The 25,156-nt window shown below is 61.9% G+C and carries 23 protein-coding genes; 4 read left to right on the top strand and 19 right to left on the bottom strand.

Annotated elements, in window-relative coordinates; translation table 11 throughout:
- Nucleotides 1-262 precede the first annotated feature (262 nt).
- A complete protein-coding gene (locus tag AAZU54_RS25470; protein WP_186557694.1) occupies nucleotides 263-1,492 on the top strand; it encodes a nucleoside recognition domain-containing protein in 1,230 nt (409 codons plus the stop codon).
- Here AAZU54_RS25470 and AAZU54_RS25465 read toward each other — a convergent pair.
- From AAZU54_RS25465 to AAZU54_RS25425, 9 genes are all read right to left on the bottom strand, one after another.
- A complete protein-coding gene (locus AAZU54_RS25465) occupies nucleotides 1,474-2,094 on the bottom strand; it encodes an ABC-type transport auxiliary lipoprotein family protein (protein ID WP_434727819.1) in 621 nt (206 codons plus the stop codon). The two genes, AAZU54_RS25470 and AAZU54_RS25465, sit on opposite strands and share 19 nt — an antisense overlap.
- Nucleotides 2,091-3,029 (bottom strand): MlaD family protein, encoded by a 939-nt coding sequence (locus tag AAZU54_RS25460; protein ID WP_186557696.1) that lies wholly within the window; start codon nucleotides 3,027-3,029, stop codon nucleotides 2,091-2,093. Before AAZU54_RS25460 ends, AAZU54_RS25465 begins: the two co-directional genes overlap by 4 nt.
- Before the next feature lie 3 nt (nucleotides 3,030-3,032).
- Entirely contained in the window at nucleotides 3,033-3,830 is a 798-nt protein-coding gene (locus AAZU54_RS25455; RefSeq protein ID WP_434727820.1) for an ABC transporter ATP-binding protein, read from the bottom strand.
- Entirely contained in the window at nucleotides 3,824-4,957 is a 1,134-nt protein-coding gene (locus tag AAZU54_RS25450; protein WP_428628499.1) for an ABC transporter permease, read from the bottom strand. The genes AAZU54_RS25455 and AAZU54_RS25450 overlap by 7 nt, the downstream gene beginning before the upstream one ends.
- Before the next feature lie 134 nt (nucleotides 4,958-5,091).
- The gene (locus AAZU54_RS25445; RefSeq protein WP_264234296.1) at nucleotides 5,092-6,114 is read right to left on the bottom strand and encodes a DUF2914 domain-containing protein; all 1,023 of its coding nucleotides are present in this window, start codon (nucleotides 6,112-6,114) and stop codon (nucleotides 5,092-5,094) included.
- 190 nt (nucleotides 6,115-6,304) lie between these two features.
- Complete coding sequence (locus AAZU54_RS25440) at nucleotides 6,305-7,711, bottom strand: M16 family metallopeptidase (protein ID WP_434727818.1); 1,407 nt, start codon at nucleotides 7,709-7,711, stop codon at nucleotides 6,305-6,307.
- A 30-nt stretch (nucleotides 7,712-7,741) separates the two neighbouring features.
- A complete protein-coding gene (locus AAZU54_RS25435) occupies nucleotides 7,742-9,400 on the bottom strand; it encodes a Na/Pi cotransporter family protein (RefSeq protein WP_186557701.1) in 1,659 nt (552 codons plus the stop codon).
- Nucleotides 9,401-9,635: 235 nt separating this feature from the next.
- Nucleotides 9,636-10,406, bottom strand: coding sequence for a TerC family protein (locus tag AAZU54_RS25430; protein ID WP_186557702.1), 771 nt, complete (start codon nucleotides 10,404-10,406; stop codon nucleotides 9,636-9,638).
- A 66-nt stretch (nucleotides 10,407-10,472) separates the two neighbouring features.
- A complete protein-coding gene (locus AAZU54_RS25425) occupies nucleotides 10,473-11,780 on the bottom strand; it encodes a CitMHS family transporter (RefSeq protein WP_186557703.1) in 1,308 nt (435 codons plus the stop codon).
- Between the two features lie 267 nt (nucleotides 11,781-12,047).
- On the opposite strand from AAZU54_RS25425, the gene AAZU54_RS25420 reads away from it, so the two are divergent.
- A complete protein-coding gene (locus AAZU54_RS25420; protein WP_186557704.1) occupies nucleotides 12,048-12,449 on the top strand; it encodes a GFA family protein in 402 nt (133 codons plus the stop codon).
- 87 nt (nucleotides 12,450-12,536) lie between these two features.
- Here AAZU54_RS25420 and AAZU54_RS25415 read toward each other — a convergent pair whose 3' ends face one another.
- From AAZU54_RS25415 to AAZU54_RS25370, 10 genes are all read right to left on the bottom strand, one after another.
- Nucleotides 12,537-14,495: a DUF4105 domain-containing protein gene (locus AAZU54_RS25415; RefSeq protein WP_434727817.1), complete on the bottom strand. Its 1,959-nt coding sequence runs from the start codon at nucleotides 14,493-14,495 to the stop codon at nucleotides 12,537-12,539.
- Complete coding sequence (locus AAZU54_RS25410) at nucleotides 14,492-14,812, bottom strand: DUF2388 domain-containing protein (protein ID WP_186557706.1); 321 nt, start codon at nucleotides 14,810-14,812, stop codon at nucleotides 14,492-14,494. Before AAZU54_RS25410 ends, AAZU54_RS25415 begins: the two co-directional genes overlap by 4 nt.
- A 37-nt stretch (nucleotides 14,813-14,849) precedes the next feature.
- Complete coding sequence (locus AAZU54_RS25405) at nucleotides 14,850-15,143, bottom strand: DUF2388 domain-containing protein (protein ID WP_434727816.1); 294 nt, start codon at nucleotides 15,141-15,143, stop codon at nucleotides 14,850-14,852.
- Nucleotides 15,144-15,231: 88 nt separating this feature from the next.
- Nucleotides 15,232-15,549, bottom strand: coding sequence for a DUF2388 domain-containing protein (locus AAZU54_RS25400; protein WP_186557708.1), 318 nt, complete (start codon nucleotides 15,547-15,549; stop codon nucleotides 15,232-15,234).
- A gap of 295 nt (nucleotides 15,550-15,844) precedes the next feature.
- A complete protein-coding gene (locus tag AAZU54_RS25395) occupies nucleotides 15,845-16,057 on the bottom strand; it encodes a DUF1127 domain-containing protein (protein ID WP_186557709.1) in 213 nt (70 codons plus the stop codon).
- Nucleotides 16,058-16,378: 321 nt separating this feature from the next.
- Nucleotides 16,379-17,872 carry an acetyl-CoA hydrolase/transferase family protein gene (locus tag AAZU54_RS25390; protein WP_186557710.1) on the bottom strand — a complete coding sequence of 498 codons (1,494 nt, stop codon included), beginning with the start codon at nucleotides 17,870-17,872 and terminating at the stop codon, nucleotides 16,379-16,381.
- Nucleotides 17,873-18,052: 180 nt separating this feature from the next.
- Nucleotides 18,053-19,489, bottom strand: coding sequence for an NAD(P)(+) transhydrogenase (Re/Si-specific) subunit beta (locus AAZU54_RS25385; protein WP_186557711.1), 1,437 nt, complete (start codon nucleotides 19,487-19,489; stop codon nucleotides 18,053-18,055).
- Between the two features lie 2 nt (nucleotides 19,490-19,491).
- Complete coding sequence (locus AAZU54_RS25380; RefSeq protein WP_008097413.1) at nucleotides 19,492-19,806, bottom strand: NAD(P) transhydrogenase subunit alpha; 315 nt, start codon at nucleotides 19,804-19,806, stop codon at nucleotides 19,492-19,494.
- Between the two features lie 11 nt (nucleotides 19,807-19,817).
- The gene (locus AAZU54_RS25375; RefSeq protein ID WP_434727815.1) at nucleotides 19,818-20,939 is read right to left on the bottom strand and encodes a Re/Si-specific NAD(P)(+) transhydrogenase subunit alpha; all 1,122 of its coding nucleotides are present in this window, start codon (nucleotides 20,937-20,939) and stop codon (nucleotides 19,818-19,820) included.
- Nucleotides 20,940-21,367: 428 nt separating this feature from the next.
- Nucleotides 21,368-22,285, bottom strand: a complete 918-nt coding sequence (locus tag AAZU54_RS25370; protein ID WP_434727814.1) for a LysR family transcriptional regulator — start codon at nucleotides 22,283-22,285, stop codon at nucleotides 21,368-21,370.
- 175 nt (nucleotides 22,286-22,460) lie between these two features.
- Here AAZU54_RS25370 and AAZU54_RS25365 point away from each other — a divergent pair, with 175 nt between their 5' ends.
- Together AAZU54_RS25365 and AAZU54_RS25360 are read left to right on the top strand one after the other, a co-directional pair.
- Nucleotides 22,461-23,642 (top strand): acyl-CoA dehydrogenase, encoded by a 1,182-nt coding sequence (locus AAZU54_RS25365; RefSeq protein WP_264234322.1) that lies wholly within the window; start codon nucleotides 22,461-22,463, stop codon nucleotides 23,640-23,642.
- Between the two features lie 15 nt (nucleotides 23,643-23,657).
- Nucleotides 23,658-24,878, top strand: a complete 1,221-nt coding sequence (locus tag AAZU54_RS25360) for a CaiB/BaiF CoA transferase family protein (RefSeq protein WP_434727813.1) — start codon at nucleotides 23,658-23,660, stop codon at nucleotides 24,876-24,878.
- Nucleotides 24,879-25,156: the final 278 nt, after the last annotated feature.

Here is a 25,156-nt window from a genome sequence, read left to right as displayed (position 1 = left end):
GGCTTGCCCCGCGATAGCGTCAGCGCGGCTAAGCAATTTGGCCAAGTAGACGCTATCGCGGGGCAAGCCCGCTCCCACGCCAGCCCCACGCCAGCCCCACGCCAGCCCCACGCCAGCCCCACGCCAGCCGCTCCCAGACAGCCGCTTACAGCTCGCGGGCTTGAGGCTTAGGAATTTTCTCGCGCTAGCTTGCAACTGTGGAAGCAGCGTTCGGGTCGATCAGTACGCTATCATTCGAGGCATTTTTCGGGGGAACACACGGATGCTCAACGGCCTTTGGCTCAGCTTTTTCCTGGTGGCGGCCATTTCCGCCCTGGCCCAATGGCTGGTCGGCGGCAACGCGGGGATCTTCGCCGCGATGGTCGAGAGCATCTTCGCCATGGCCAAGCTGTCGGTGGAAGTCATGGTGCTGCTGTTCGGCACCCTCACCCTGTGGCTGGGTTTCCTGAAGATTGCCGAGCAGGCCGGTATCGTCGAGTGGCTGGCCAAGGTGCTCGGCCCGCTGTTCGCCCGGCTGATGCCTGAAGTGCCGCCTGGGCACCCTGCCCTGGGTTTGATCACCATGAACTTCGCCGCCAATGGCCTGGGCCTGGACAACGCCGCTACGCCGATCGGCCTGAAGGCCATGCGCGCCTTGCAGGAGCTCAACCCCAGCAGCACGACGGCGAGCAACGCGCAGATCCTGTTCCTGGTGCTCAACGCCTCGTCGCTGACCCTGCTGCCGGTCACCATCTTCATGTACCGCGCGCAGCAAGGCGCACCTGATCCGACCATGGTGTTCCTGCCAATTCTGCTCGCCACCAGCGTCTCGACCCTGGTCGGCCTGCTCTCGGTGGCGGTCATGCAGCGCCTGCGCCTGTGGGACCCGGTGGTGCTCGCCTACCTGATCCCCGGTGCGCTGCTGCTGGGCTGCTTCATGGCCTTCCTCGGCACGCTGTCGGCGGCGGCGCTGGCCAGCCTGTCGTCGATCCTTGGCAACCTGACCCTGTTCGGCATCATCATCTTGTTCCTGGTGATCGGCGCGCTGCGACGGGTCAAGGTGTATGAAACCTTCGTCGAAGGCGCCAAGGAAGGCTTCGACGTCGCCAAGAACCTGCTGCCCTACTTGGTGGCGATGCTTTGTGCAGTGGGTGTGCTGCGGGCCTCGGGCGCCCTTGAGCTGGCTTTGGATGGCATCCGCCACGCCGTGGAGTGGATGGGCATGGACACTCGCTTCGTCGAGGGCCTGCCGACCGCGCTGGTCAAACCATTCTCTGGCAGCGCGGCGCGGGCGATGCTGATCGAGACCATGCAGACCCATGGCGTCGATAGCTTCCCAGCCTTGGTGGCGGCGACCATCCAGGGCAGTACCGAAACCACCTTCTACGTGTTGGCAGTGTATTTCGGCGCGGTGGGTATCCAGCGCGTGCGTCACGCGGTGGGTTGCGCCCTGCTGGCCGAACTGTCCGGGGTGATCGCGGCGATCTTCGTCTGCTACTGGTTCTTCGCTTGAGCCTGAGTTGCCTGGGCGACGGTCCAGTCCAGCAGTTGCGCCATCAGTTGGTCGCTGGCCACTCCGAAGCCGGCGACCACTGCTGATACTTGGGTGGTGGTCAGCGGCTGACGCACCTCGAAGCGCCGGCTAGCAAGAATACGCTGGCTGCGCCCTTGCACCAGGCGCGCGTCATAACGTATCAGCACCTCCACGCCCCCCGGCCGGTATTCGCTCTGGAACGCCTGCAGCTCGCCTGCCAGCTCATAGTCCGCCTGCAGGTTGCTGTCGTCGGCGCTCAGGCGCTGCACTCGGCCATCGCGTTGAAAGCCATCGAGCAGGCGGTTACGCACCAGCAAAGGCACCGGGTCGCTCCAGCGGGCGCCCTTGTAGCCGCTGATGATGTCGCCTTGCGGGATTACCGCAATGCGGGCGCCGGCCAGGGCTTCGCTGGCCAGCGGCTTGTTCAGGCGTAGCGACCAGTCCAGCGGGGTGGCTGTGCGGCTGGCCTGGTTCACTGGCAGGCGATAGATGTCCACCGGCTCACTCTTGGGCAGGATCGAGCAGGCCGTGGCCAGGCTCAGCGCTGCGGCCAGGGTGACAAGACGCAGCGAAGTGTTCATGGCTGGAACTCCTTGTTGTTGTCGCGACCCAGCAGGTAGCCGCTTGGGTCCGCCTCCAGTTGGCGCGAGATGCCTTTGAGGGCGTTGAGGGTTTCGCGCAATTCGCGGATGGCCGGGGTCAGCTGGTTCAGGCCTTGGGCGCCGTCGTCGATCGCTTCGCGGTTGTCCTTGAGCAGGCTGTTGATGGTCGCGGTGCTCTCGGCCAGCGCTTGCATGGCCTGCTCGGCGCTGCCAAAGGCCTGCTTGCCTTGCGTGCCCAGCAGGCCGTTGGCGTTGCGCATCAACGTCTGGGTTTCGGCGAGGGTGGCGCTGGCTTGTTTGCCGACTTCGCCCAACTGCTCGATGGCTTGGGTGATTCCGCCCTTCTGGCTGGCGAAGGCGCCGGTGGTTTGCTCCAGATTGGCCAGGGTGTTGCTCAGGCGGCCGATGTTGTCTTCGGAGAACATCTGGTTGGCGTTGTGCAGCAGCAGGTTGATGTTGGTCACCAGGTCGCTGCTGTCGTTGAGCAGGCGCGAAATTGGCGAAGGCGAAGCGACGATCACCGGCAGTTTGCCGTCCTTGCCCTTGAGCTCGGGGCTTTGCGGGGTGCCACCGGTGAGCTGGATGAACGAGTTGCCGGTGACCCCGGCCAGGGTCAGCTTGGCTTGGGTGTCTTGCTTGACCGGGGTGTCGGCGCTCAGGCGAATGCGCGCCAGGACCCGGCGCGGATCTTCCGGGTCCAGGCGCAGGGTGGTGACGTCCCCGACCTTGATCCCGTTGTACTGCACCGCGCTACCGCGCGACAGGCCCGAGACGGCCTCGTTGAACACCACTTGGTAGTCCTTGAAGGTGTCGTCGACGCTGGACTTGGTCAGCCACAGGCCGAACAGCAGCGCGCCGGCCACCACCAGTACGGTGACCAGGCCGATGAAGACATGATGAGCTCGGGTTTCCATGGTTCAGCGCTCCTGCCGGGCACTGGCGGCGGCCTGTTCGGCCGCCCGCCCGCGCGGGCCGTGAAAATACTCGTGGATCCAGGGATCGTTGGTTTGCTCGACCTCGGCCAAAGGGCCGGCGACCAGGACTTTCTTCTGCGAAAGCACGGCGATTCGGTCGGTAATGGTGTAGAGCGTGTCAAGATCGTGGGTGATCAGAAACACGCTCAGGCCCAGCGCGTCACGCAGGGTCAGGATCAATTGGTCGAACGCCGCTGCGCCAATCGGGTCGAGGCCGGCGGTGGGTTCGTCGAGAAACAGGATATCCGGATCCAACGCCAAGGCGCGGGCCAGCGCTGCACGCTTGATCATGCCGCCTGACAGCGACGACGGGTAGTTGTCCGCAGCCGAGATCGGCAGGCCCGCCAGGGCCAGTTTGACCCCGGCCAAGTGCTCGGCGTCGGCCCGCGACAGGCCGGCGTGCTCGATCAGCGGCAGGGCGACGTTTTCGGTGACGGTCAGCGAGGAGAACAACGCGCCCTTCTGGAACAACACGCCAAAGCGCCGTTCCACTAACGAGCGTTGCTCATTGTTGAGCTGCGCCAGGTCCTGGCCGAACACCTTGACCAACCCTTCGTTGGGTCGGCGCAGGCCGATGATGCTGCGCAGCAGCACCGACTTGCCGCTGCCCGAGCCACCGACCACGGCGAGGATCTCGCCCTTGAACAGGTCAAGATCCAGGTTCTCGTGCACGCTCTGGCGGCCAAAGCGGTTGCACAGGCCGCGCGCCTCGATCACAGCTTCTCGTACGCCAGTCACCAGCCCATCTCCATGAAGAACAGCGCGGCCACGGCGTCCAGAACGATCACCACGAAAATCGACTGGACCACGCTTGAGGTCGTGTGGGCGCCTACCGACTCAGCGCTGCCACTGACCTTGAAGCCCTCCAGGCAGCCAATGGCAGCGATCAGGAAGGCGAAGAAGGGGGCCTTGGCCAAGCCGACCAGGAAGTGCTGTACGCCGATGTCGCTTTGCAGCAACGAGAGGAACATGGCCGGCGGGATATCCAGCGACAGCGCGCAGACCACCCCGCCGCCGACAATGCCGCAGATCATCGCCAGGAAGGTCAGCAGCGGCAGCGAGATCAACAGCGCCAGTACCCGCGGTACCACCAGCAGCTCAATCGGGTTCAGGCCCAAGGTGCGGATGGCGTCGATCTCTTCGTTGGCTTTCATCGAGCCGATCTGTGCGGTGAAGGCGCTGGCGGTTCGCCCGGCCATGAGGATGGCGGTGAGCAGTACGCCGAATTCGCGCAGGAATGAAAACGCCACCAGGTCGACGGTAAAGATGGTCGCGCCAAAGGCCGCCAACACCGTGGCGCCGAGGAAGGCGACCACCGCGCCCACCAGGAAGGTCAACAGGGCGACGATGGGCGCAGCGTCCAGGCCGGTCTGTTCGATATGGGCAACCACTGGGGTGATCCGCCAACGGTGCGGTTGCAGCACGCGGCGCAGCAAGGTTTCGATGATCAGGCCGATGAAACCGAGCAACTGCCGGGTGTCTTGCCACAGGGTGTCGACGGCGCGGCCGATCCGATCGAGCAGCAGAATCAGGATCGGCCGCTCGGCTTCCTTGACCGGGATGCAGTAGTCCTGCACCGAACAGTAGACCGTCTTGAGCAGCGCGCGGTTGGCTTCGGGCAGGTCGTTGGTGCAGTGCGACAGCCGTTCTGAACCGAGCAACTCGGCCAGTAGCGAGGCACCGGCGGTGTCCAGGCGGCCGAGTTGGCTCAGGTCGGCGATGGCGTCGGCGGCGAACTGGCTACGCAGTTGCTCGCTGGTACGCTTGAGCTCGGCGTAGTGGGCCAGGGTCCAGTCACCGGTAATGCGCAGGCAGGCCGGCTGGCTGCTGGTGTCCAGGGTAGCGCTGGGTGTGGTCATGGGCTCCATGCTTCTGACGGGCGCGGGGGCGACGGGTCAGATCATAGCGCATCGCCCATGAGTGTATTGCACCTTGGTGCTGTGCTCACTGGCCCTATCGCGCAGTCAAGGCCAACCCCTCGCCGCTGCGATAAGGTTTGTAGTCAGCCCGACGCCGCGTCGTTCACTACCTTGAAGCGCAATACACCGATCACCTGGCCATCCTCGGTCAGCACCCGCACCTGCCACTTGCCGACCGGATTGGGCGGGAAGTTCTGCTTGTGGGTCCAGGCACGATAGCCCTCTTTGCGTCCGCCATGGATATCCAGGGCGATCCGGTCGACCTCTTTACCGTCCAGCTGCCACACGTGATAGATACGCTCGTTAAGCCCGCGCGGTGCGTTGATCGCGGTGTAGGCGTACAGCCCGCTGCCTTTGATGCGGCTGGCCGGGATCTCTTCCAGCGACGCGCCTGGCTGACGATTGAGCACTTCGGTGCTGACCGCCACCTCGGTCAACCACAAGGTCGCGGGTGGCACCCACGAGCGCAACAGCCAGCCACCAGCACCGACCGACAGGGTAACCAGCACCAATGCCACGGCGCGCCGCCAGTTATTGATCGGGAAGCTGCTGGCAAGGCTTGGGAACGACAGCGCCATGGCCGCGATCAGGGCCAGTTTGAAGCTCTGCGCGGTGGTCAGGTGCAAGATGATCGGCAGTGCCGTCAGCAGTGCGGCGAACAGAGTCAGGGTGTGCAGCGCCATGAACAACCAGCGCCGCGGTGCCAGCCATTTGTAATACAGCGGATCGATGATCGAGATCAGCCCGGCAGCGCCGAGCAGGCCGGTGAAGATCAGCTGGCCGCTGTTCCAGGTGGTGGTGATGAAGAAGAACGGCAAGACGAAGAACAGGCTTTCCTGGTGGATCATCTGCGTCGCATAGCGCAGCAGTGGCTGCGGGATTTCGCGCTTGAAGGCGCGGGTGAACAGCCCGGTGAGGGTGTTCTCCAGCATCAGCCAAAGCCAGCTGACCAGCATCAGGATAGCCACCCAGCTGGCCAAGCCAGCCTGGCGGTCGACCAGAATGAAGCTGCCGATCCCCGAAAGGAAACCGCCAAGCGCGATGATGCCGGGGTAGCGCTTGAGCAGTTCGATCACGCGCTGGATGAATTGGGGGATGGGGGGCATGGGTAGCTACTGAAATGGGCGGATGAAGCCAAGATCTCTGACGGCCGCACCGGCCTCTTCGCGGGCAAGCCCGCCGCCACAGGTATCAGCGCGCATGTTCAGAGTGGCGCTGTCCCTGTGGGAGCGGGCTTGCCCGCGAAGGGCCGCGCAGCGGACCCAGGATCTTTGGCCGCTACAGGATACCGCCGAATCAGCCGTCCCGTGTAGCGCCACTGGGCCGCGTGGGCGGATGCCGGCGCCGGCGTAGCAAGCCGACGGCAAGGATCAGCCCCAACAACAACGCCACCAGCCCATAGAGCTCGTCATAGCCAAGCAGCGGCTTCTCGATGCGCAGGTAGCCCGGATCCTTGAGCAGCTCACGCAGCGCCGCGTCAGCCTGTTTGAGGCTGACCTTGCGCAGTTGCCGAATCGGATCGGTAAAGCGCCCGTCGGTGTAATTGTTCAGTGCGCCCCAGTAGTAGTCGGCCAGCGCGCTGTTGCCCTGGCTCGACCAGCTTTCCCGGGCGATGGCGAGCTCTTTGATTCGGGAGAAAGTATCGGGGTCGAGGCCGTTCTTGCGCAGGTGGTCGAACAACTCCTGCAGCACTTTCACCGCCTTATCGACATCCTGGCGTTCCAGGTCGGCGTTGAGGCTGAGCATGCCGCTGTCGCCAAAGCTCTCGCGCTGCACCGACGGTCCGTAGGACAAACCATGGCGCAGCCGTAGCTGGTCGTACAAGGCCCAGTCCAGGTAGCGCGAAAGCAGGTCGAGGGTCTGGTCGTGGTCGTTGTCCAGCGTCGGCTCGATGAACAGCCAGTGCAGTTTCACGCTGTCGCCCAGCCAGCCACGGGTGATGTCGCGGCGTTGCTCGGCCTGTTGGCTGATGCTGTCCAGATTGCGCCGCTCGCCAGGCTCGATCGCTGGCAGCTCGCCATAGGTGCGCTCCAGGTAGGCCGGCAGCAGGCGGTCAAGACCGCCAACGATGATCAGGCTCATGTTGTTGGCCGCATACCAATGCTCGCGCAGGGCCTGGACCTGCTCCAGGGTCATGTCGTCAAGGTCGGAGCGTGCCGGGCATTTCAGCCCTAGTTCAACCGCCAGCTGGTCGCTGGCGCGGTGGCCGATGTCCTGGCGGTCGAGCCAACGTTGCAGGTGGCCATAGTGGCCGCCATCTTCTCGCTCGATGATCTTCTTTGCCGTGGCCAGGGCTTTGGCGTCGATCTGGGTATCGCGGATCGCTGCCAGTAGCAGGTCGAGCACTTTGCGCTGGTTGCGCGCCGGCGCCTCGATGACGAAGGTGGTGTCGGCGCTGCTGGTGTAGGCGTTCCATTCTCCGCCCAGGGCCTGCATGCGCTCCTCCAGGCCGCCCTCGCCGGTTTCGTCGATACCGCTGAACAGGAGGTGCTCGAGCAGGTGCGGCAGTTCGCGCTGGTCACACTCGAAGTCGTCCAGGCCCACCCCCACCACCAGGCGAATCGCCACATGGTCGCGCTCATAGCCGGATTTGAGGATTACCTGCAAGCCATTGGGCAGCAGGTAGCCCTCCACCTTCGAGCGGTCGAGGGCCAGCGACGGCAGGCTGCAGATCAGTAGGCAAACGAACATCAGGCTACGCATGGGCGAGCTTGGGTCTCCGGTAGTGCGGGTTCAAGGCTGGCGGGCTTCGTCCGGTACGCTGTCGAGCAACAAGCCGCCGGTGTCCGAGCCGCCTAGTACCACATAGGCACTGCTGCAGAACAAAGAGTTCAAACGCTTCATATCGGCGATCAGCTCCAAGTGTAGCGAACTGGTCTCGATACTTTGCACTACCTTGCGTTGCAATCGGCTGACATGAGCGTGGGCCAAACGCCGTTCCTGGGCGCGAAAACGGCGTTTTTCGCGCAGCAGCAGGTGGGCGCTCTCTGGGTCGGCACTGAGAAACACCGACAGGCCCAGGCGCAGGTTGGCCAGCAGCTGTTCTTGCAGGCCGGTCAGCTCTTCCAGGCCGACCTGGGAAAACTCGCGGCGCTGCGAGGTCTTCTGCTGCTGCACTTTGCGCAGCATGCGCTCGATCAGGTCGCTGGCCAGCTTGAGGTTGATGGCCAGTTCGATGATCTCGGCCCAGCGGCGGTTGTCTTGTTCGCTCAAGTCTTCGCGCGACATTTGCGCCAGGTACAGTTTGATTGCGCTGTAGAGCGCCTCGGCATCCTCAGCGAGCGCACGGACCTGTTGCGGGAGTGCGGTCTGGGTGCCGCGCAGGGCGCCGAGCATGGCTTCCAGCAGGCTGTCGACGATATCGCCCAGGCGCAGGGTCTCGCGCGCGGCGTTGGCCAGGGCCAGGCTGGGGGTCTGCAGGGCCGAGGCATCCAGGTGGCGTGGGCGGATCTGGCCATTGCCATTTTCGCGCTCGGGCAGCAGCGCATTGCACAACCGGCCCATGGGCTTGGTGGTCGGCAGCATGATCAGGCAGCGCAGCGTGTTGTAGAGCAGATGGAAGCCGATTACCAATTCCTGGGGGCTGAAGTTGAGGCTGTCCATCCACTCCACCAGTGGATGCAGGACGGGGATGATCAGCAGTAAGCCGATCAGCTTGTACAGCAGACTGCCCAGTGCGACTCGCCGGCCAGCAGCGTTCTGCATGCTGGTGGTGAGAAACGCCAGCAGGCCGCTGCCGATGTTGGCCCCGACCACCAGGCCAATCGCCACCGGCAGGCTGATCAGTTCGGCGCCGGCCAAGGTGGCGGTCAGCAGCACAGCGGCGAGGCTTGAGTAGGAAATCATCGCGAACAGCGCGCCGACCAGGGCATCGAGCAGAATGTCACCGGTCAACGAGGCAAACAGGACCTTCACCCCTTGCGCCTGGGTGATCGGCGTCGCGGCCTGGACGATCAGTTGCAGGGCCAGGATGATCAGGCCCAGGCCGATCGCCACGCGGCCCATCTGGCCGAGGCGGGTCTGTTTGCGCGAGAGAAAGAAAATCACCCCGACAAACAGCAGCAGCGGCGACAGCCACGACAGGTCGAAGGTCAACACCCGGGCCATCAGCGCGGTACCTACGTCGGCGCCGAGCATGATGGCTAACGCCGGGGTCATCGCCATCAGGCCCTGGCCGACGAAGGAGGTCACCAGCATGGCGGTGGCGTTGCTGCTCTGCACCATGGCGGTCACCACGATACCGGCGAGAAATGCCAGCGGGCGCTTGCTCATGTTCTGGCTGAGCACCCGGCGCAGGTTGGAGCCGTAGACCCGCAGGATGCCGGTACGCACGATATGCGTGCCCCACACTAGCAATGCCACGGCGGAAAGCAGATTGAGCAAGGTCAGCATGTACGAGGCCCCCCTGTTGCTGTTGCCCCAACGCGGGGCCAATGGGTGAAGCCGTGAGCCTGGCCCGGGGGTGGGCGGTTTTTTCCAGTGCTCACTCAAGCTTTAGTTGTTTTACCCAGCTGACGCCAGCTTGGCATGGCTGAAACATATTTGAAACACGCGAGCGCCCTGCGCTTGCCCAGGGGCAGGAACGAAAAAAGGCCCCGGAGGGCCTTTCTTGATTGCGCGCCTGAGCTTATTGACCAGGGATGTCCTTGCGCAGTTTCACCGCATCGTGCTCTTCGCCGCGTTTGCGTGCCCGCGCCGTGCGCATGCGAATGTTGATCGCCTCCACCGCCAGCGAGAAGGCCATGGCGAAGTACACGTAGCCTTTTGGCACATGCACGTCGAAGGATTCGGCGATCAGCACCGTACCGACGACGATCAGGAACGAAAGTGCGAGCATCTTCAGCGAAGGGTGCTTGTCGATGAAATTACTGATGGCACCGGCGCAGAGCATCATCACCAGCACTGCCACGACGATCGCGGCGATCATCACCGGTACGTGCGAGACCATGCCTACGGCAGTGATCACCGAGTCCAGCGAGAACACGATGTCGATGATGGCGATCTGGATGATGGTGTAGATGAACTTGCCACCCGCGCCCTTTGGCTCTTCGGGGTTTTCGTCTTCACCTTCCAGGCCGTGGTAGATCTCCTGGGAGCTTTTCCACAGCAGGAACAGGCCACCGAAGAACAGGATCAGGTCGCGACCGGAGATGCCTTGGCCGAACACTTCGAACAGATCGGCAGTCAGGCGCATGACCCAGGTAATCGAGAGCAGCAGCAGGATGCGCGTGACCATGGCCAGGGCCAGGCCGAAGATCCGGGTACGTGGCTGCATGTGCTTGGGCATGCGGCTGACCAGGATCGAGATCATGATGATGTTGTCGATACCGAGAACGATCTCAAGTGCCGTCAGGGTGAAAAAGGCAACCCAGATTTCCGGGCTGGTCAGCCATTCCATGTGTATTCCTTCGAACGTTAAAAGGCGATGCGCCCGGTAGGGCGCATCGCTGTAGGGCGTATGTATTTACAGACTGCTGAACAGTGGGAAAGTCCCCAGGAGCAATGCGCCGAGCATTATGCACATGCACACCAGCACTGCCCACTTGAGCGTGAAGCGCTGATGATCACCGAACTCGATCCCGGCCAGTGCGACCAGCAGGTAGGTTGAGGGTACCAGCGGGCTGAGCAGGTGTACCGGTTGTCCGACGATCGACGCACGGGCCATTTCCACCGGGGTGATGCCGTAGTGGCTGGCGGCTTCGGCCAGCACCGGCAACACACCGTAGTAGAAGGCATCGTTGGACATGAAGAAGGTGAACGGCATGCTGACGATCGCCGTGATTACCGCCAGGTACGGGCCGAGCGCATCCGGAATCACCGCCAGCAGGCTCTTGGACATGGCATCGACCATGCCGGTGCCGGACAGGATGCCGGTGAAGATGCCCGCGGCGAAGATCAACCCGGTCACGGCCAGGACGCTACCGGAGTGGGCGGCGATGCGGTCCTTCTGCTGTTGCAGGCATGGGTAGTTGACGATCATGGCAATACTGAAGGCCACCATGAACAGTACCGGCAGCGGCAGCAGACCTGCGATCAGGGCAATCATCAGGACCAGGGTCAGGGCGCCGTTGAACCAGATCAGTTTTGGCCGGCGTGCTTCTGGGAACTGCGAAACGCTGATGCCGCTGTGGTCGATGTCATCGGTCGGCAGGTGCAGCTCACCCAGGCGAGCCCGCTCACGTTTGCCGTACATGTAGGCGATGGCCAGGATGGCGATCACGCCGAAGGCCATGGCCGGGATCATCGGCACGAAGATGTCCGACGGATCGACATGCAGGGCGCTTGCGGCGCGGGCAGTCGGGCCACCCCAAGGGGTCATGTTCATCACCCCGCCGGCCAGGATGATCAAGCCGGCCATGATCCGTGGGCTCATGCCTAAGCGGCTGTACAGCGGCAACATCGCTGCGCAGCAGATCATGTAGGTGGTGGCGCCGTCACCGTCGAGCGATACCACCAACGCCAGCACGGCGGTGCCGACCGAGACTTTCAGTGGGTCGCCCTTGACCGCCTTGAGGATCAGGCGCACGGCCGGATCGAACAGGCCGGAGTCGATCATCAGCGCAAAGTAGAGAATGGCGAACATCAGCATCACGCCGGTAGGCGCAAGCTTGCTGATGCCTTGCAGCATCATCGGGCCGATATCGGAGGAGAAACCACCGAACAGGGCGAACAGGATCGGAACCAGGATCAGGGCGATCAAGGCCGACAGGCGCTTGGTCATGATCAGGTACATGAAGGTGATGACCATGGCAAAGCCGAGGAAGGTCAGCATGGCGATACTCCAGGCGTGGCGCGGCGAAAGAGAAAAGACGCTTCGGGCGAATCAGCGCGTGGGGCGCTGTGCGTGGAATAGCCGGAGAGGGACTGCGAGAAGGCGGGCACAGGAATACATCAGAATCACCATTGTTGTTGTCGATTGGGCCGGGCGCGGAACAATCCGGGGGCCCTGGCTGACCGGTCTTGTGCCGGTAGTGGGGCTATCCTATGAGCGCAAGCTTTCAGCCAGCTTTCGCTACGGCAAAGGTGACGAGAGGTAATCATGTCCGATTTTTACGAGGGAGGCTGCCATTGCGGCGCCCTGCGCTATCGCTTGGAAGGGGATCTGACCGACATCGCTCATTGCCACTGCTCGATCTGTCGGCGGGTCAGCGGCGGGTTGGTGGTGACCTGGTTGACCCTGCCGCGCAGTGGTTTTCGATGGCTCAAGGGCAGGCCGCGGATGTATGTGGCACCGACCACGTGCAGCCGGTTTTTTTGCGGCGACTGTGGCGCGCATCTGGCGCTGAGTACTGTGCACAGCCCGCAGACCATCGATGTGACCGTGGCGACCCTGGATCATCCAGAGAACGTACGGGCCACCCGGCACATCTGGACCAGTAGCCGGTTGCCTTGGCTGCATCTGGATGAGCAGTTGCCGGGTGAGGCTGAGGAGCGCCTCTAGTTGGCTCCGTGACCTTATCGCGGGGCAAGCGTGGGAGCGGGCTTGCCCCGCGATAAGGCCTGAACTGACCACAAAAGGCTCAGGCCTTCAGGGCAACTGCAAGCCACCGGCAGCCTTGTGCAGCTCCCGCAGGTGTTGGCCAATCTGCTTCACGTTCGCCTCGACCGCCGCAATCGCCTTGGCCCGGGCCGGATCGAGCAGCGCCCTCACCTCTTTATCCAGGTCGGTGCTCAGGCGTAGCAGCTGCGCCTGGCGCTCACTGCTGACCTTTTCCAGTTGCTTACGCTCTTCTGGCTGCGGCAAACCATAGCCGTCGGTGCCCAGCAATTCTGCCGGTCGGCTGAGGAAGCCGCTGTTGGCCAGCATCTGCTGCAGGGTCTGATTGGCTTTATCGATGCTGCCGTCCTTGAGCGCGGTGGCATTCAGGTAACGCTGCTTCACTTCATCCTGAGCCAACAGCAATTGCTGGCGCAGCGCAGCCTGCTCTAGCAACAACAATGCGGCACTGGTACGCAGGTCGGCGCGCGCGAACCATGGCCGGCGCTGGTCGGCATCCAGGGCGAGCCAGTCCTCGACCTTCTCTTGCTTGACCGGTAACTGCTTTCTAAGCACATCGAACATGGCCTGGTAGCGATCACGATAGGAGTCGAAGCGATACCCCAGGCGCAGGGCCTCACGGGGATCGTCGAGCACGCTGGTATCGGCCAGGCCGCGGCCCTTGAGCACCGCGAGCAGGCCGTTGGGCATGATGCTGTCGAGGTCGTTCAGGGTCGGATTGGCCGTCCCGCTGCGCAGCAGCTTGAGGCCTTCAACTGCGCAGTTGTTGGACAGGAACCAGTAATTGCCGTCGTAGCTCCAGTGCATCTCCGCCGCTTGGCGAACCAGGTTCTCGACCTCGTCGCGGTTGAGCCGCAGCGGCACCGAGGCCAGGCTGCGCAGCTCGGTCTTGGTGTATTCGTCGATCACCTGACCCAGCGGCAGCACGAACAGCCGTGACGGATAAGCGCCTACCAGGCCGTCCCAGCTGGACAGTTGCACGTCATTGACGAACGCCCGGTAGGACAGCACCAGGTGTTGGTCCAGGTCCAGCCGGCAATCCGGACCCCGCGGTCGACCGGGTGCGCAGATGACCAGGCGCAGCATGCTGTGGCCCCAACGGCTGACCAGGTTCTGGTTGGCCTCGGCGAGCAGGTAGTCAACTTCATAAACCCGCTCCGGGTCGATCTCGCCCAGAGGTTGGCGGGCGAAGTCGTTGCCGGCATTGATGAATGGCAAGCCTTTGGCGCACGGGGTTTGCTGTGGAGTCCAGGCAAAGTGCTGCTGCAGGTACTGGTTCAGTGCCGGGCGCCGGCAACCATAGCTGGGGTCAAGCAGGAAGTACTCCATGTTGACCGCAATGTATTCCTTGGGGCTGCTCAGCTCATAACTGTCGGGGCTGCGCACTACTTGGGCGTTGTGCTGTTCGCGCTCGCCGCGCCGGCCAACGTACTGCTGCCAGCCAGCCAGGTCGAGTAGGCGTGGATCATCGCTCAAGGTGAAGCGGCGCTCGGCTTGTCCACGGCAGTCTTGCGGCAGGCCGATCTTGCCGAGGGTGTCCTGCTGGCGCTTGCAGCGGGCGATCATCAACCGCTCCTGGGTCGGCCAGAGACGGGCGCGGTCGTAGATGTGGGTCAGTTCATGGAGGACTGTGGCCAGTAGTTCTTGCCGCACAGTGCCATGCGGACGGTTGGTACGCTCGCGGGCAGCGCTGCCATCGACCAGGCCGGGCAATAGCCGGCGGTTCAGCTCGAGGGTGGACACCAGCGAAGCCTGACCATAGGCATCAGCGGGCATGCGCTCGCTCCAACTGACTTGGATGCGGCGGTCGAGCTGTTGCTTGAAGCGGGGGGGGAGTTTGGCCAAGGCCTCATCGAGCAAGGCCTGGGTGGCTTGCTGTTGTTGCTGATCAAGCCCGGACGCCTGCAGATCGAGCTGCAGGTCGGCTAGCGCAGGCATGCCCAGCAGCGTCAGGACGCAGCCGAGCAGCCAGGCACGCATGTGCTTCACAGGGCCAGGATGGCTTCGGCCAGTACCTGATCGCTGGCATCACGCGCCTCAGGCACGCGATGGCGAATGGTGGTGAAGGCGGCTTCGAGCTGCGCGCCGCGGATATCGCCTTTGCTGGCGACGAAGCTGGCGGCGTCGTCATGGGCATCCTGGACGATTTTCGAGTCGCGAATCGAAGTGGTGGTGTCCGAGGTGAAATCGATCGAACGGCCAAAGGCCCGCACGATGATGTTGCTGGTGGCCACCAGGGTCTGTGCCTGTGCCAGGTCGGCCATTACCAACATGCCGAGGGTGGCGGCGATCAGCGTCTTGCGCATGGAGCATCTCCGAAGGAATACAGGGAGTCGAATATGGTTATTGGACGAGAATTGCTTCTGCCAGTTCAAGGTCGCCGACAGAGTGATAACCGCGGTCATGACGCAGTGTATCCAGCGCTGCTTGCAGACGAGCACCACGGATCGAGCCATCGGTGGCGACAAACGCTGCGGCATCGTCGCGGGCCTGCACGACCAGTTTGCGGTCAAAGGGCGCGCTGGTCACTTTGCTGGTGACGTAGCCGCTGGCAACCAGGGTTTGGGTAGAGACGTCCATGGCATGGGCGCTTCCCATACCGGCGAGGGCAAACAGCAAAGGCAACAGATAACGCATCGGACTTCTAAAGGCTTAGGCTTGGATGTCGAAGGCTACCGCGGATACACCGGCTAGAGCCAGTGTATCCGGGCATGAAACCTGCGGGTTAGAGCGCGAGGATGGCTTGCGCCAATTGTGCGTCGCTGGCTTGCAGGGCGGGCGCCTGCTGGCGAATGTGAATGAACGCACTTTCAAGCTTGGCACCGCGGATGGCGCCTTGGCTGCCGACAAAGCTGGCAGCGTCGTCGCGGGCGGCCTGGACGATTTTGTCGTCACGGAACGACGAGGAGACATCGGAGGTGGCATCAGTAGAGGCGGCAACTGCACCTACGACCGCATCGGTGGTAACGATGAAGCTAGTGGCGTTGGCAGTGCCGGCCAAGGCCAACAACAGGGCGGCGCCAAACAGGTGGTTACGGGACATGGTCGGAGACTCCTGCATAGGGTCGAGATGGTTCTGGTTATCGGACGCTCGCTAGGCTCATCACGGTACTTTATTTAATGAGCCGTTCAAGTAAGCGTAACACGCGTTGCTGTTTCTGGATGTGACGCGGGCGGTCAGCAATACAATTGTACTGGTATTTTTTTATTTCTATGAAACTGTATTGGTCATGCTGCAAGGCGCTCTAATTCGCACCTTTGAAACAAAAAACCCGTCGCAGTTCCCTGCAACGGGTTTTTGGAATTCTCGGTGCCGGCCGAAACCGGCTAGCCGGTGCTTAGCGCCAGAAAGGCTTGCTCAGCTCTTCGTAACGCTGCGACTCGCTGATGCCGGCGTCAGCCAGAAGGCGACCATCCAGGCGGGCCAGCTGACGGCGGCTGGCGATGCGGCGTTGCCACAGCAGAAGCGTGGAGAAAGCGCGCAGTGGCAGCGAAGCGTTGGATTGAGCGTTGTTTTCAAAAACCAGACCGGAACTGAGGGTGCGTTCCATGATGTTTCATCCTTCCGCTTGTGGCGGCATTAGGTAGTGATTTAACTGATGCCAATGATCCTCCTCTCTTGTCCATAACAGTAGGTACAGTTCATCTGTATTGCGAGGGTTCAGTTAACTGATTAAGCGCACTGTTGCACCCGAAATTGGCGTAACTGTACTGGTCTGCACAGATATGGTGCGTTTATGAGAGTTGGGGGGAGATTTGTCAGGGGGGGACTGAGATTTTACCAGTACAGTTGTACAGTTTTTTGCTTTTACTGTGATTAGCTGTTCCGGTCGATGGACATTGCGCACCATCGACCGGATAGCTGTGCTGGATCAGCTGGCGAGCATGCGCCCGCTTTCTTCCAGGTTTTCGTGCCAGCTCAGCGCTTCACGCAGGATGTGCGGGGTATGGCCGCCACGCTGGCAAGCGCGTTCGAAGTAGTCGTTCAACGCCGCACGATAGTCCGGGTGGACACAGTTGTCGATGATCGCCCGGGCGCGCTCGCGAGGCGCCAGGCCACGCAGGTCAGCCAGGCCTTGCTCGGTGACCAGGATGTCCACGTCATGCTCGGTGTGGTCAACGTGGCTGACCATCGGCACCACGCTGGAAATCGCGCCGCCTTTGGCAATCGACTTGGTGACGAACACCGCCAGGTGCGCGTTGCGGGCGAAGTCACCCGAGCCGCCAATACCGTTCATCATCCGCGTGCCGCAGACGTGGGTGGAGTTGACGTTGCCGTAGATGTCGAACTCCAGCGCGGTGTTGATGCCGATGATGCCCAGGCGACGCACCACTTCTGGGTGGTTGGAGATTTCCTGCGGACGCAGTACCAGCTTGTCCTTGTAACGCTCCAGGTTGCCGAACACGTCGGCGTTGCGCCGGCTCGACAGGGTGATCGAGCTGCCCGAGGCGAAGCTCAGCTTGCCGGCGTCGATCAGGTCGAAGGTCGAGTCCTGAAGTACTTCGGAGTACATGGTCAGGTCTTCGAACGGCGAATCGATCAGGCCGCACATGACTGCGTTGGCGATGCTGCCGATGCCAGCTTGCAGCGGGCCGAGCTTGTTGGTCATGCGGCCAGCGTCGACTTCACTCTTGAGGAAGTTGATCAGGTGGTTGGCAATACCTTGGGTCTCATGGTCCGGCGGCAGTACCGTGGACGGCGAGTCGGACTGGTCGCTGATGACGATGCCGACGATCTTGGCTGGGTCGATCGGGATCGCGGTGCTGCCAATGCGGTCGTCGACCTTGACCAGCGGGATTGGCGTGCGGGTCGGGCGATAGGTCGGGATATAGATGTCGTGCAGGCCTTCGAGGTTGGCGTTGTGCGACAGGTTGATCTCGACGATCACTTGCTTGGCGAAGATCGCGAAGCTGGCCGAGTTGCCCACTGAAGTGGTCGGCACGATGTGGCCTTGCTCGGTGATGGCCACCGCTTCAATGACGGCGATGTCCGGCAGGGTCAGTTGCTTGTTGCGCAGCTGCTCGACGGTTTCCGACAGATGCTGGTCGATGAACATCACCTGGCCATCGTTGATGGCTTTGCGCAGGGTGCTGTCGACTTGGAACGGCATACGGCGGGCGAGCACGCCGGCCTCGGTCAGTTGCTTGTCCAGGTCGTTGCCAAGGCTGGCGCCGGTCATCAGGCTGATTTTCAGCGGCGACACTTTGGCACGTTCAGCAAGGGCATGGGGTACGGCTTTGGCTTCGCCGGCGCGGGTAAAACCGCTCATGCCGACGGTCATGCCGTCCTGGATCAGGCCAGCGGCGTCGGCCGCACTCATTACCTTGCTGTGCAGGGAGGACAAGCGGATACGATCACGGTACATGGATTGTTATCTCGGGCTACTGAGGCTACTGCAGCGCAGTCTAGAGATTTCGCCCGTCGCCGTCCCACGACCATGGTCGTATGAGAAGCCCTGCAATAGAGCCGTTGATCTGGATCAACCAAAGTAAAAACCCCCGGGAATAGATCACCGGGGGTTTATGCCTATCTATAAAGAAGGGCTTTATTCCACTGCCTTGACCATGTCTTCGATGACCTTCTTGGCGTCGCCGAACACCATCATGGTCTTGTCCAGGTAGAACAGCTCGTTATCCAGTCCGGCATAGCCACTGGCCATGGAGCGCTTGTTGACGATGATGGTCTTGGCCTTGAACGCCTCGAGGATCGGCATGCCAGCGATCGGCGACTTCGGATCGTTCTTCGCCGCCGGATTGACCACGTCGTTGGCGCCAAGCACCAGCACCACGTCAGCCTGGCCGAACTCGGCGTTGATGTCCTCCATCTCGAACACCTGGTCGTAGGGCACCTCGGCTTCGGCCAAGAGCACGTTCATGTGCCCAGGCATACGCCCGGCTACCGGGTGAATGGCGTACTTCACGGTCACGCCGTTGTGGATCAGCTTTTCGGTCAGCTCCTTGAGGGCATGCTGCGCGCGCGCCACCGCCAGGCCGTAGCCAGGGACGATGATCACGGTGTCAGCGTTGCTCAGCAGGAATGTTGCGTCGTCCGCCGAACCGGATTTGACCGGGCGCTGCTCTTTGGAGCCGGCCGCCGCGCCGGTGTCCGCCTCGCCGCCGAAGCCGCCGAGGATGACGTTGAAGAACGAACGGTTCATCGCCTTGCACATGATGTACGAGAGGATCGCACCGCTCGAACCGACCAGGGAGCCTGCGATGATCAACATCGAGTTGTTCAGTGAGAAACCGATACCAGCTGCTGCCCAGCCCGAATAGCTATTGAGCATCGATACCACCACCGGCATGTCGGCGCCGCCGATTGGGATGATGATCAGCACGCCCATGATGAAGGCCAGGACCAGCATCAAGGTGAAGGCGCTGTAGTGGCCGGTAAAGGTGAACAGCAAACCCAGGGCGATGGTGGTCAGGCCGAGGATCAGGTTCAGCTTGTGCTGGCCCGCGAACTGTACCGGTGCGCCCTGGAACAGGCGGAACTTGTATTTGCCCGACAGCTTGCCGAAGGCGATCACCGAACCCGAGAAGGTAATGGCACCAATCGCAGCACCGAGGAACAGCTCCAGCCGGTTGCCGGTCGGGATCGGATCGCTGATCAATGCGACGATGCCCATCGATTGCGGCTCGAGCACTGCGGCGATGGCGATGAACACTGCCGCCAGGCCGATCATGCTGTGCATGAAGGCGACCAGTTCCGGCATCTTGGTCATCTCGACGCGCTTGGCCATGATCGAACCGGCAGTACCGCCGATCAGCAGGCCGAGCAGGACGTAGCCGATACCGGCGGTGGCCAGCTCGGCGCCGAGCTTATAGATCAGGCCCACGGTGGTGAGCATCGCAATGCCCATGCCGATCATGCCGAACAGGTTGCCGCGGCGTGAGGTGGTCGGATGCGACAGGCCCTTCAGCGCCTGGATGAAGCAGACCGAAGCGACCAGGTAGAGAAGCGTTACCAGATTCATGCTCATGCTTACTTCTGCGCCTCGTTCTTGGTTTTCTTCTTGAACATTTCCAGCATGCGCCGGGTAACCAGGAAGCCACCGAACACGTTGACTGCCGCCAAGGCCACCGCCAGGGTGCCCATGACCTTGCCGGCCGGGGTCACGGTCAGCGCGGCAGCAAGCATGGCGCCGACGATGACGATCGCCGAAATGGCGTTGGTCACGGCCATCAGCGGGGTGTGCAGAGCCGGGGTGACGTTCCATACCACGTGGTAGCCCACGTAGATGGCCAGCACGAAGATGATCAGGTTGTAGATGCCGTGGGAAATCAGCATGTCTTCCATAGCCGTGCTCCTTAACCGTTCTTACGGATGACTTGGCCGTCGCGGCACATCAGGCACGCAGCGACAATGTCATCTTCGAGGTTGATCACCAGCGCACCGTCCTTGTCGAACAGCAGCTTCATGAAGTCCAGCAGGTTGCGGGCGTACAGCGCCGAAGCGTCTGCCCCGACCTGGGCTGGCAAATTGGTTGGGCCGACGATGGTCACGCCATTTTCCACCACCACTTGGTCAGCCATGGTCAGCGGGCAGTTGCCGCCTTGTGCTGCGGCCAGGTCGATCACCACGGAGCCGGGCTTCATCTGCGCCACGGTCTCGGCGCTGAGCAGGATCGGTGCCTTGCGGCCCGGGATCAGTGCGGTGGTGATGACAATGTCAGCCTGCTTGGCGCGCTCGTGCACGGCTTGTGCCTGGCGCTGCATCCAGCTGGCGGGCATGGGCCGGGCATAGCCGCCGACACCTTGCGCACATTCACGTTCTTCATCGGTCTCGTAGGGTACGTCGAGGAACTTGGCGCCAAGCGACTCGATCTGCTCCTTCACCGCCGGGCGCACATCCGAGGCCTCGATCACTGCGCCCAGGCGCTTGGCCGTAGCGATGGCCTGCAGGCCGGCAACACCGGCGCCAAGAATCAGCACGCGGGCGGCTTTCACCGTACCGGCGGCAGTCATCAGCATCGGCATGAAGCGCGGGTAGTGATGCGCGGCCAGCAACACCGCCTTGTAACCGGCGATGTTGGCCTGCGACGACAGCACGTCGAGGCTCTGCGCGCGCGAGGTACGTGGCGCCGCTTCGAGGGCGAAAGCGGTGACGCCGCGTTCAGCCATCTTGGCGATCAGTTCGTTGTTGAACGGGTTGAGCATGCCGATCAGCAGGCTGCCACTGTTGATCAGGGCAAGCTCCTGTTCGCTGGGGGCAACGACCTTGAGTACCAGTTGCGCGCCGAAGGCATCGGCGGCGGTACCGAGGGAGGCGCCAACGGCTTCATAGGCACTGTCCGGAATGCTGGCGTTGAGCCCTGCCCCCCGTTGGACGGTGACCTGATGGCCTTGGCCAACCAGCTTCTTGAGGGTTTCGGGGGTCGCAGCGACCCGCGTTTCGCCCGTCTGCGTCTCGAGAGGAACACCAATGTGCACGACTTTTCTCCTGCGGTGACCTTCTTATCTTTATTGAGCTGGCATGCGCGGGGTTGAATCCGCGGCACTTCGCCAGCGTAGCCGTAAGGCTCGAACCCGCCGGATCCCGGGCGGGCGAAGCATTTTGCAGATGAATACGTAGGCCTTCAACCGGTTCTGGAGCGATACGAAGTTAAAACTACAAGTCACCCTGTGACCGTATGTCGCAAGGGTATGGCTGCAGCCCGTCAAACATGGGCTATTGGGAGATTAGGGGAGAAATTAGATTATTTTTAACAAATTTCGCTGACAGCTGGGCGAATGTCGCAAATAGGCCTGAAACCCGCGCAGTATGCAGGGTTAAGCAAGAATTCAGGGTGTACGCAACAGTTTATTGAAATGCGACAATTCAATACATCTGTAGGTGTTTAAAATAATTGACTACCTAGTCAAGTTGTCGCATCTGCTGGGTGGGTGGAGGCGTACAAGCGTGCCTGTGCTATGAGCCAGTCGCGGAAGGCGCGCAGCGACGCAGATTCCACCTTCCGCTCAGGAATCATTAGATAGTAGGCCTTGTTACTCGATAGCGCATGCCTGTTGGCGACCACCAACCTACCCTGCTCCAGCTCGCGCTGGATCAAGAACGGTGGAATCAGCGCGATGCCCATCTCGTGCATGGCGGCTTGGGCGAGCATCGAGAACAGTTCATAGCGAGGGCCGGTCATGTCGCCCTCCACGCTCATCCCCAAGCCATCGAACCACTGTCGCCAGGCATAGGGTCGGGTGGTCTGCTGCAGCAGCGGCAGTTCGGCGATGCGCTTGGCATCGAGTTCGCCCTGGCCGCTGAGCAAGGCCGGGCTGCACACTGGCATGGGATTCTCACCCATCAGGCGGTGGGACTGGGTGCCCGACCAGTCGGCATCGCCGAAGTAGATCGCTGCATCGAACGCGGTATCGGCGAACAGGAATGGCCGCGTGCGGTTGGTCAGGTTGACGGTGACCTCAGGGTGGCAGTGCTGGAAGTCCTTCAGGCGCGGCAGCAGCCACTGGGTGCCGAAGGTCGGCACCACCGCCAATTCGATCACATTGGCGCCCTGCTGGCGCATTACCGACAAGGTATCGCGCTCGACCGCGTCCAGCTGTGCTGCCACCTGTCGGCTGTAGGATAGGCCGGCTTCGGTGAGTTTTACCCCGCGACGCGAGCGGCGAAACAGCTCGACATTCAGGAACTCCTCCAGCCCACCAATTTGTCGACAGACGGCGCCTTGGGTCAAGGCCAGCTCTTGGGCGGCCTTGGTGAAGCTCTCGTGACGCGCTGCGGCCTCGAAGCAGACCAATGCCGTAGTGCTGGGAATCTTGCGCCGCATGTACGTCGACCTCACTTGTCAGGCTTTGAGTATGCTGATTTGCAGATTTTCGAAGTGAGAAAATATCACTAAACCGTGCGTAATCCTCGTTTGTCCCGACGGCCGAACAGGCCTAGGATCAATGCACAAGAACATTGCCCACGCACCCTGCTCCCCTATTTCGAGGATTTCGCTCATGGCCGGCAAAGCAAGCTTCAACTGGATCGACCCACTGCTGCTCGATCAGCAATTGACTGAAGAAGAGCGCATGGTGCGTGACAGCGCTTATCAGTTTGCCCAGGACAAGCTGGCGCCGCGCGTGATCGAGGCGTTTCGCCATGAGCAGACCGATCCGAAGATCTTCCGCGAGATGGGCGAAGTCGGCCTGCTCGGCGCGACCATCCCAGAGCAATACGGAGGCAGTGGGCTGAACTATGTCTGCTACGGCCTGATCGCCCGTGAAGTGGAGCGCATCGACTCCGGCTACCGTTCGATGATGAGCGTGCAGTCTTCGCTGGTGATGGTGCCGATCAACGAATTTGGCAGCGAACAGCAGAAGCAAAAGTACCTGCCCAAGCTTGCCAGCGGCGAGTGGATTGGTTGCTTCGGCCTGACCGAGCCCAACCACGGCTCCGATCCAGGCGCGATGATCACCCGGGCGCGCAAGGTTGATGGCGGCTACAGCCTGACTGGCAGCAAGATGTGGATCACCAACAGCCCGATTGCCGATGTGTTTGTCGTGTGGGCCAAGGACGATGCCGGGGACATTCGCGGCTTCATTCTGGAGAAAGGCTGGAAAGGCCTGAGCGCCCCGGCGATTCACGGCAAGGTCGGCCTGCGTGCTTCGATCACCGGCGAGATCGTCATGGATGGCGTGTTCGTTCCTGAAGAAAACATCTTCCCTGAGGTGCGTGGTCTCAAAGGCCCGTTCACCTGCTTGAACTCGGCCCGCTATGGCATCTCCTGGGGTGCCCTGGGTGCGGCAGAAGCCTGCTGGCACACCGCGCGCCAATACACCCTGGATCGCAAGCAGTTCGGCCGTCCTCTGGCCGCCAATCAACTGATCCAGAAGAAGCTGGCGGACATGCAGACCGAGATCACGCTGGGGCTGCAGGGCTGCCTGCGTCTGGGGCGGATGAAGGATGAGGGCACCGCTGCGGTGGAAATCACCTCGATCATGAAGCGCAACTCCTGTGGCAAGGCGCTGGATATTGCCCGCCTGGCCCGCGACATGCTCGGCGGCAACGGTATTTCCGATGAGTTCGGCGTAGCCCGTCACCTGGTTAACCTTGAAGTGGTCAACACCTATGAAGGTACCCATGACATCCACGCGCTGATCCTCGGTCGCGCGCAGACCGGCATCCAGGCGTTCTATTAATAGAGGAGCTGGGCCATGGGGGCGTTATCACATCTGCGGGTGCTGGACCTTTCGCGTGTGCTGGCCGGGCCCTGGTCTGGGCAGATCCTCGCCGACCTTGGGGCTGACGTGATCAAGGTCGAGCGTCCGGGGGCAGGTGACGATACCCGCTCCTGGGGGCCACCCTTCCTCAAGGATGCCTATGGGGAGAACACCAGCGAGGCGGCCTACTATCTGTCTGCCAACCGCAACAAGCGCTCGGTGACCATCGACTTCACCCAGCCAGAAGGTCAGCGTCTGGTGCGCGAACTGGCGGCGAAGTCGGATATCGTCATCGAGAACTTCAAAGTCGGTGGCCTGGCGGCCTATGGGCTGGACTATGCCAGCCTGAAGGTGGTCAATCCGAAGCTTATCTATTGCTCGATTACCGGCTTTGGCCAGACCGGGCCGTATGCCAAGCGTGCCGGCTATGACTTCATGATCCAGGGGTTGGGCGGGCTGATGAGCCTGACCGGTCGCCCTGAGGGGGAAGAAGGTGCAGGGCCGGTGAAGGTGGGCGTTGCCTTGACCGATATCCTTACCGGGCTGTACTCGACCGTGGCGATCCTGGCTGCCCTCGCCCATCGTGACCAGTCAGGAGTGGGGCAGCATATTGATATGGCGTTGCTGGACGTGCAGGTGGCCTGCCTGGCTAACCAGGCAATGAACTACCTCACTACAGGCAATGCTCCGCGTCGGCTGGGGAATGCTCATCCTAATATCGTGCCATATCAGGACTTTCCGACCGCCGATGGCGATTTCATCCTTACCGTGGGGAATGATGGGCAGTTCCGTAAATTTGCCGAGGTCGCTGGGCAGCCGCAATGGGCGGACGATCCGCGCTTTGCGACTAATAAGCTGCGGGTCGCCAATCGGGCTGAGCTGATTCCGCTGATTCGCCAGGCCACTGTGTTCAAGACCACAGCCCAATGGGTTAGTGAATTGGAGCAGGCCGGCGTGCCATGCGGGCCAATCAACGATCTGGCGCAGATGTTCCAGGACCCGCAGGTATTGGCTCGTGGATTGGCGGTTAGCATTGCGCATCCGCTGGCGGGTAGCGTACCGCAGGTGGCTAGCCCTATTCGGCTGTCTGAGACGCCGGTGGAGTATCGGCAGGCGCCTCCTCTATTAGGGGAGCATACCGAGGCTGTACTGGAAGAGGTGTTAGGGCTGGACGGCGAGGCTGTGCAGCAGCTGCGTGGGGCAGGTGTGCTCTGAGTCGCTTTCTACTTATATAAGCAGGGAGGCCGGTAGGCCTCCCTGCTTAGTTTTTGGCGCTTTAACTGCACACCCCTATCTGTTGCACCCCGCGTCACCCTGTGGAAGCGGGCCCGCCCCGCGATTCTGACCCTAATTTCAACAATATTGCGGTTTATTGAAATTAAGGGTTGACGCCCTCTCAGATCCCCTTATAATGCGCCCCACTTCCAGCGTAGTTGGAGCGGAAAACTCCTTGAGTATCAACGAGTTAGATGTTTCAGGCAGTACTGGAGGTG

Source organism: Pseudomonas sp. Je.1.5.c (assembly GCF_051129895.1).
GTDB lineage: Bacteria > Pseudomonadota > Gammaproteobacteria > Pseudomonadales > Pseudomonadaceae > Aquipseudomonas > Aquipseudomonas urmiensis.
This window is presented reverse-complemented; position numbering and strand designations above follow the sequence as displayed.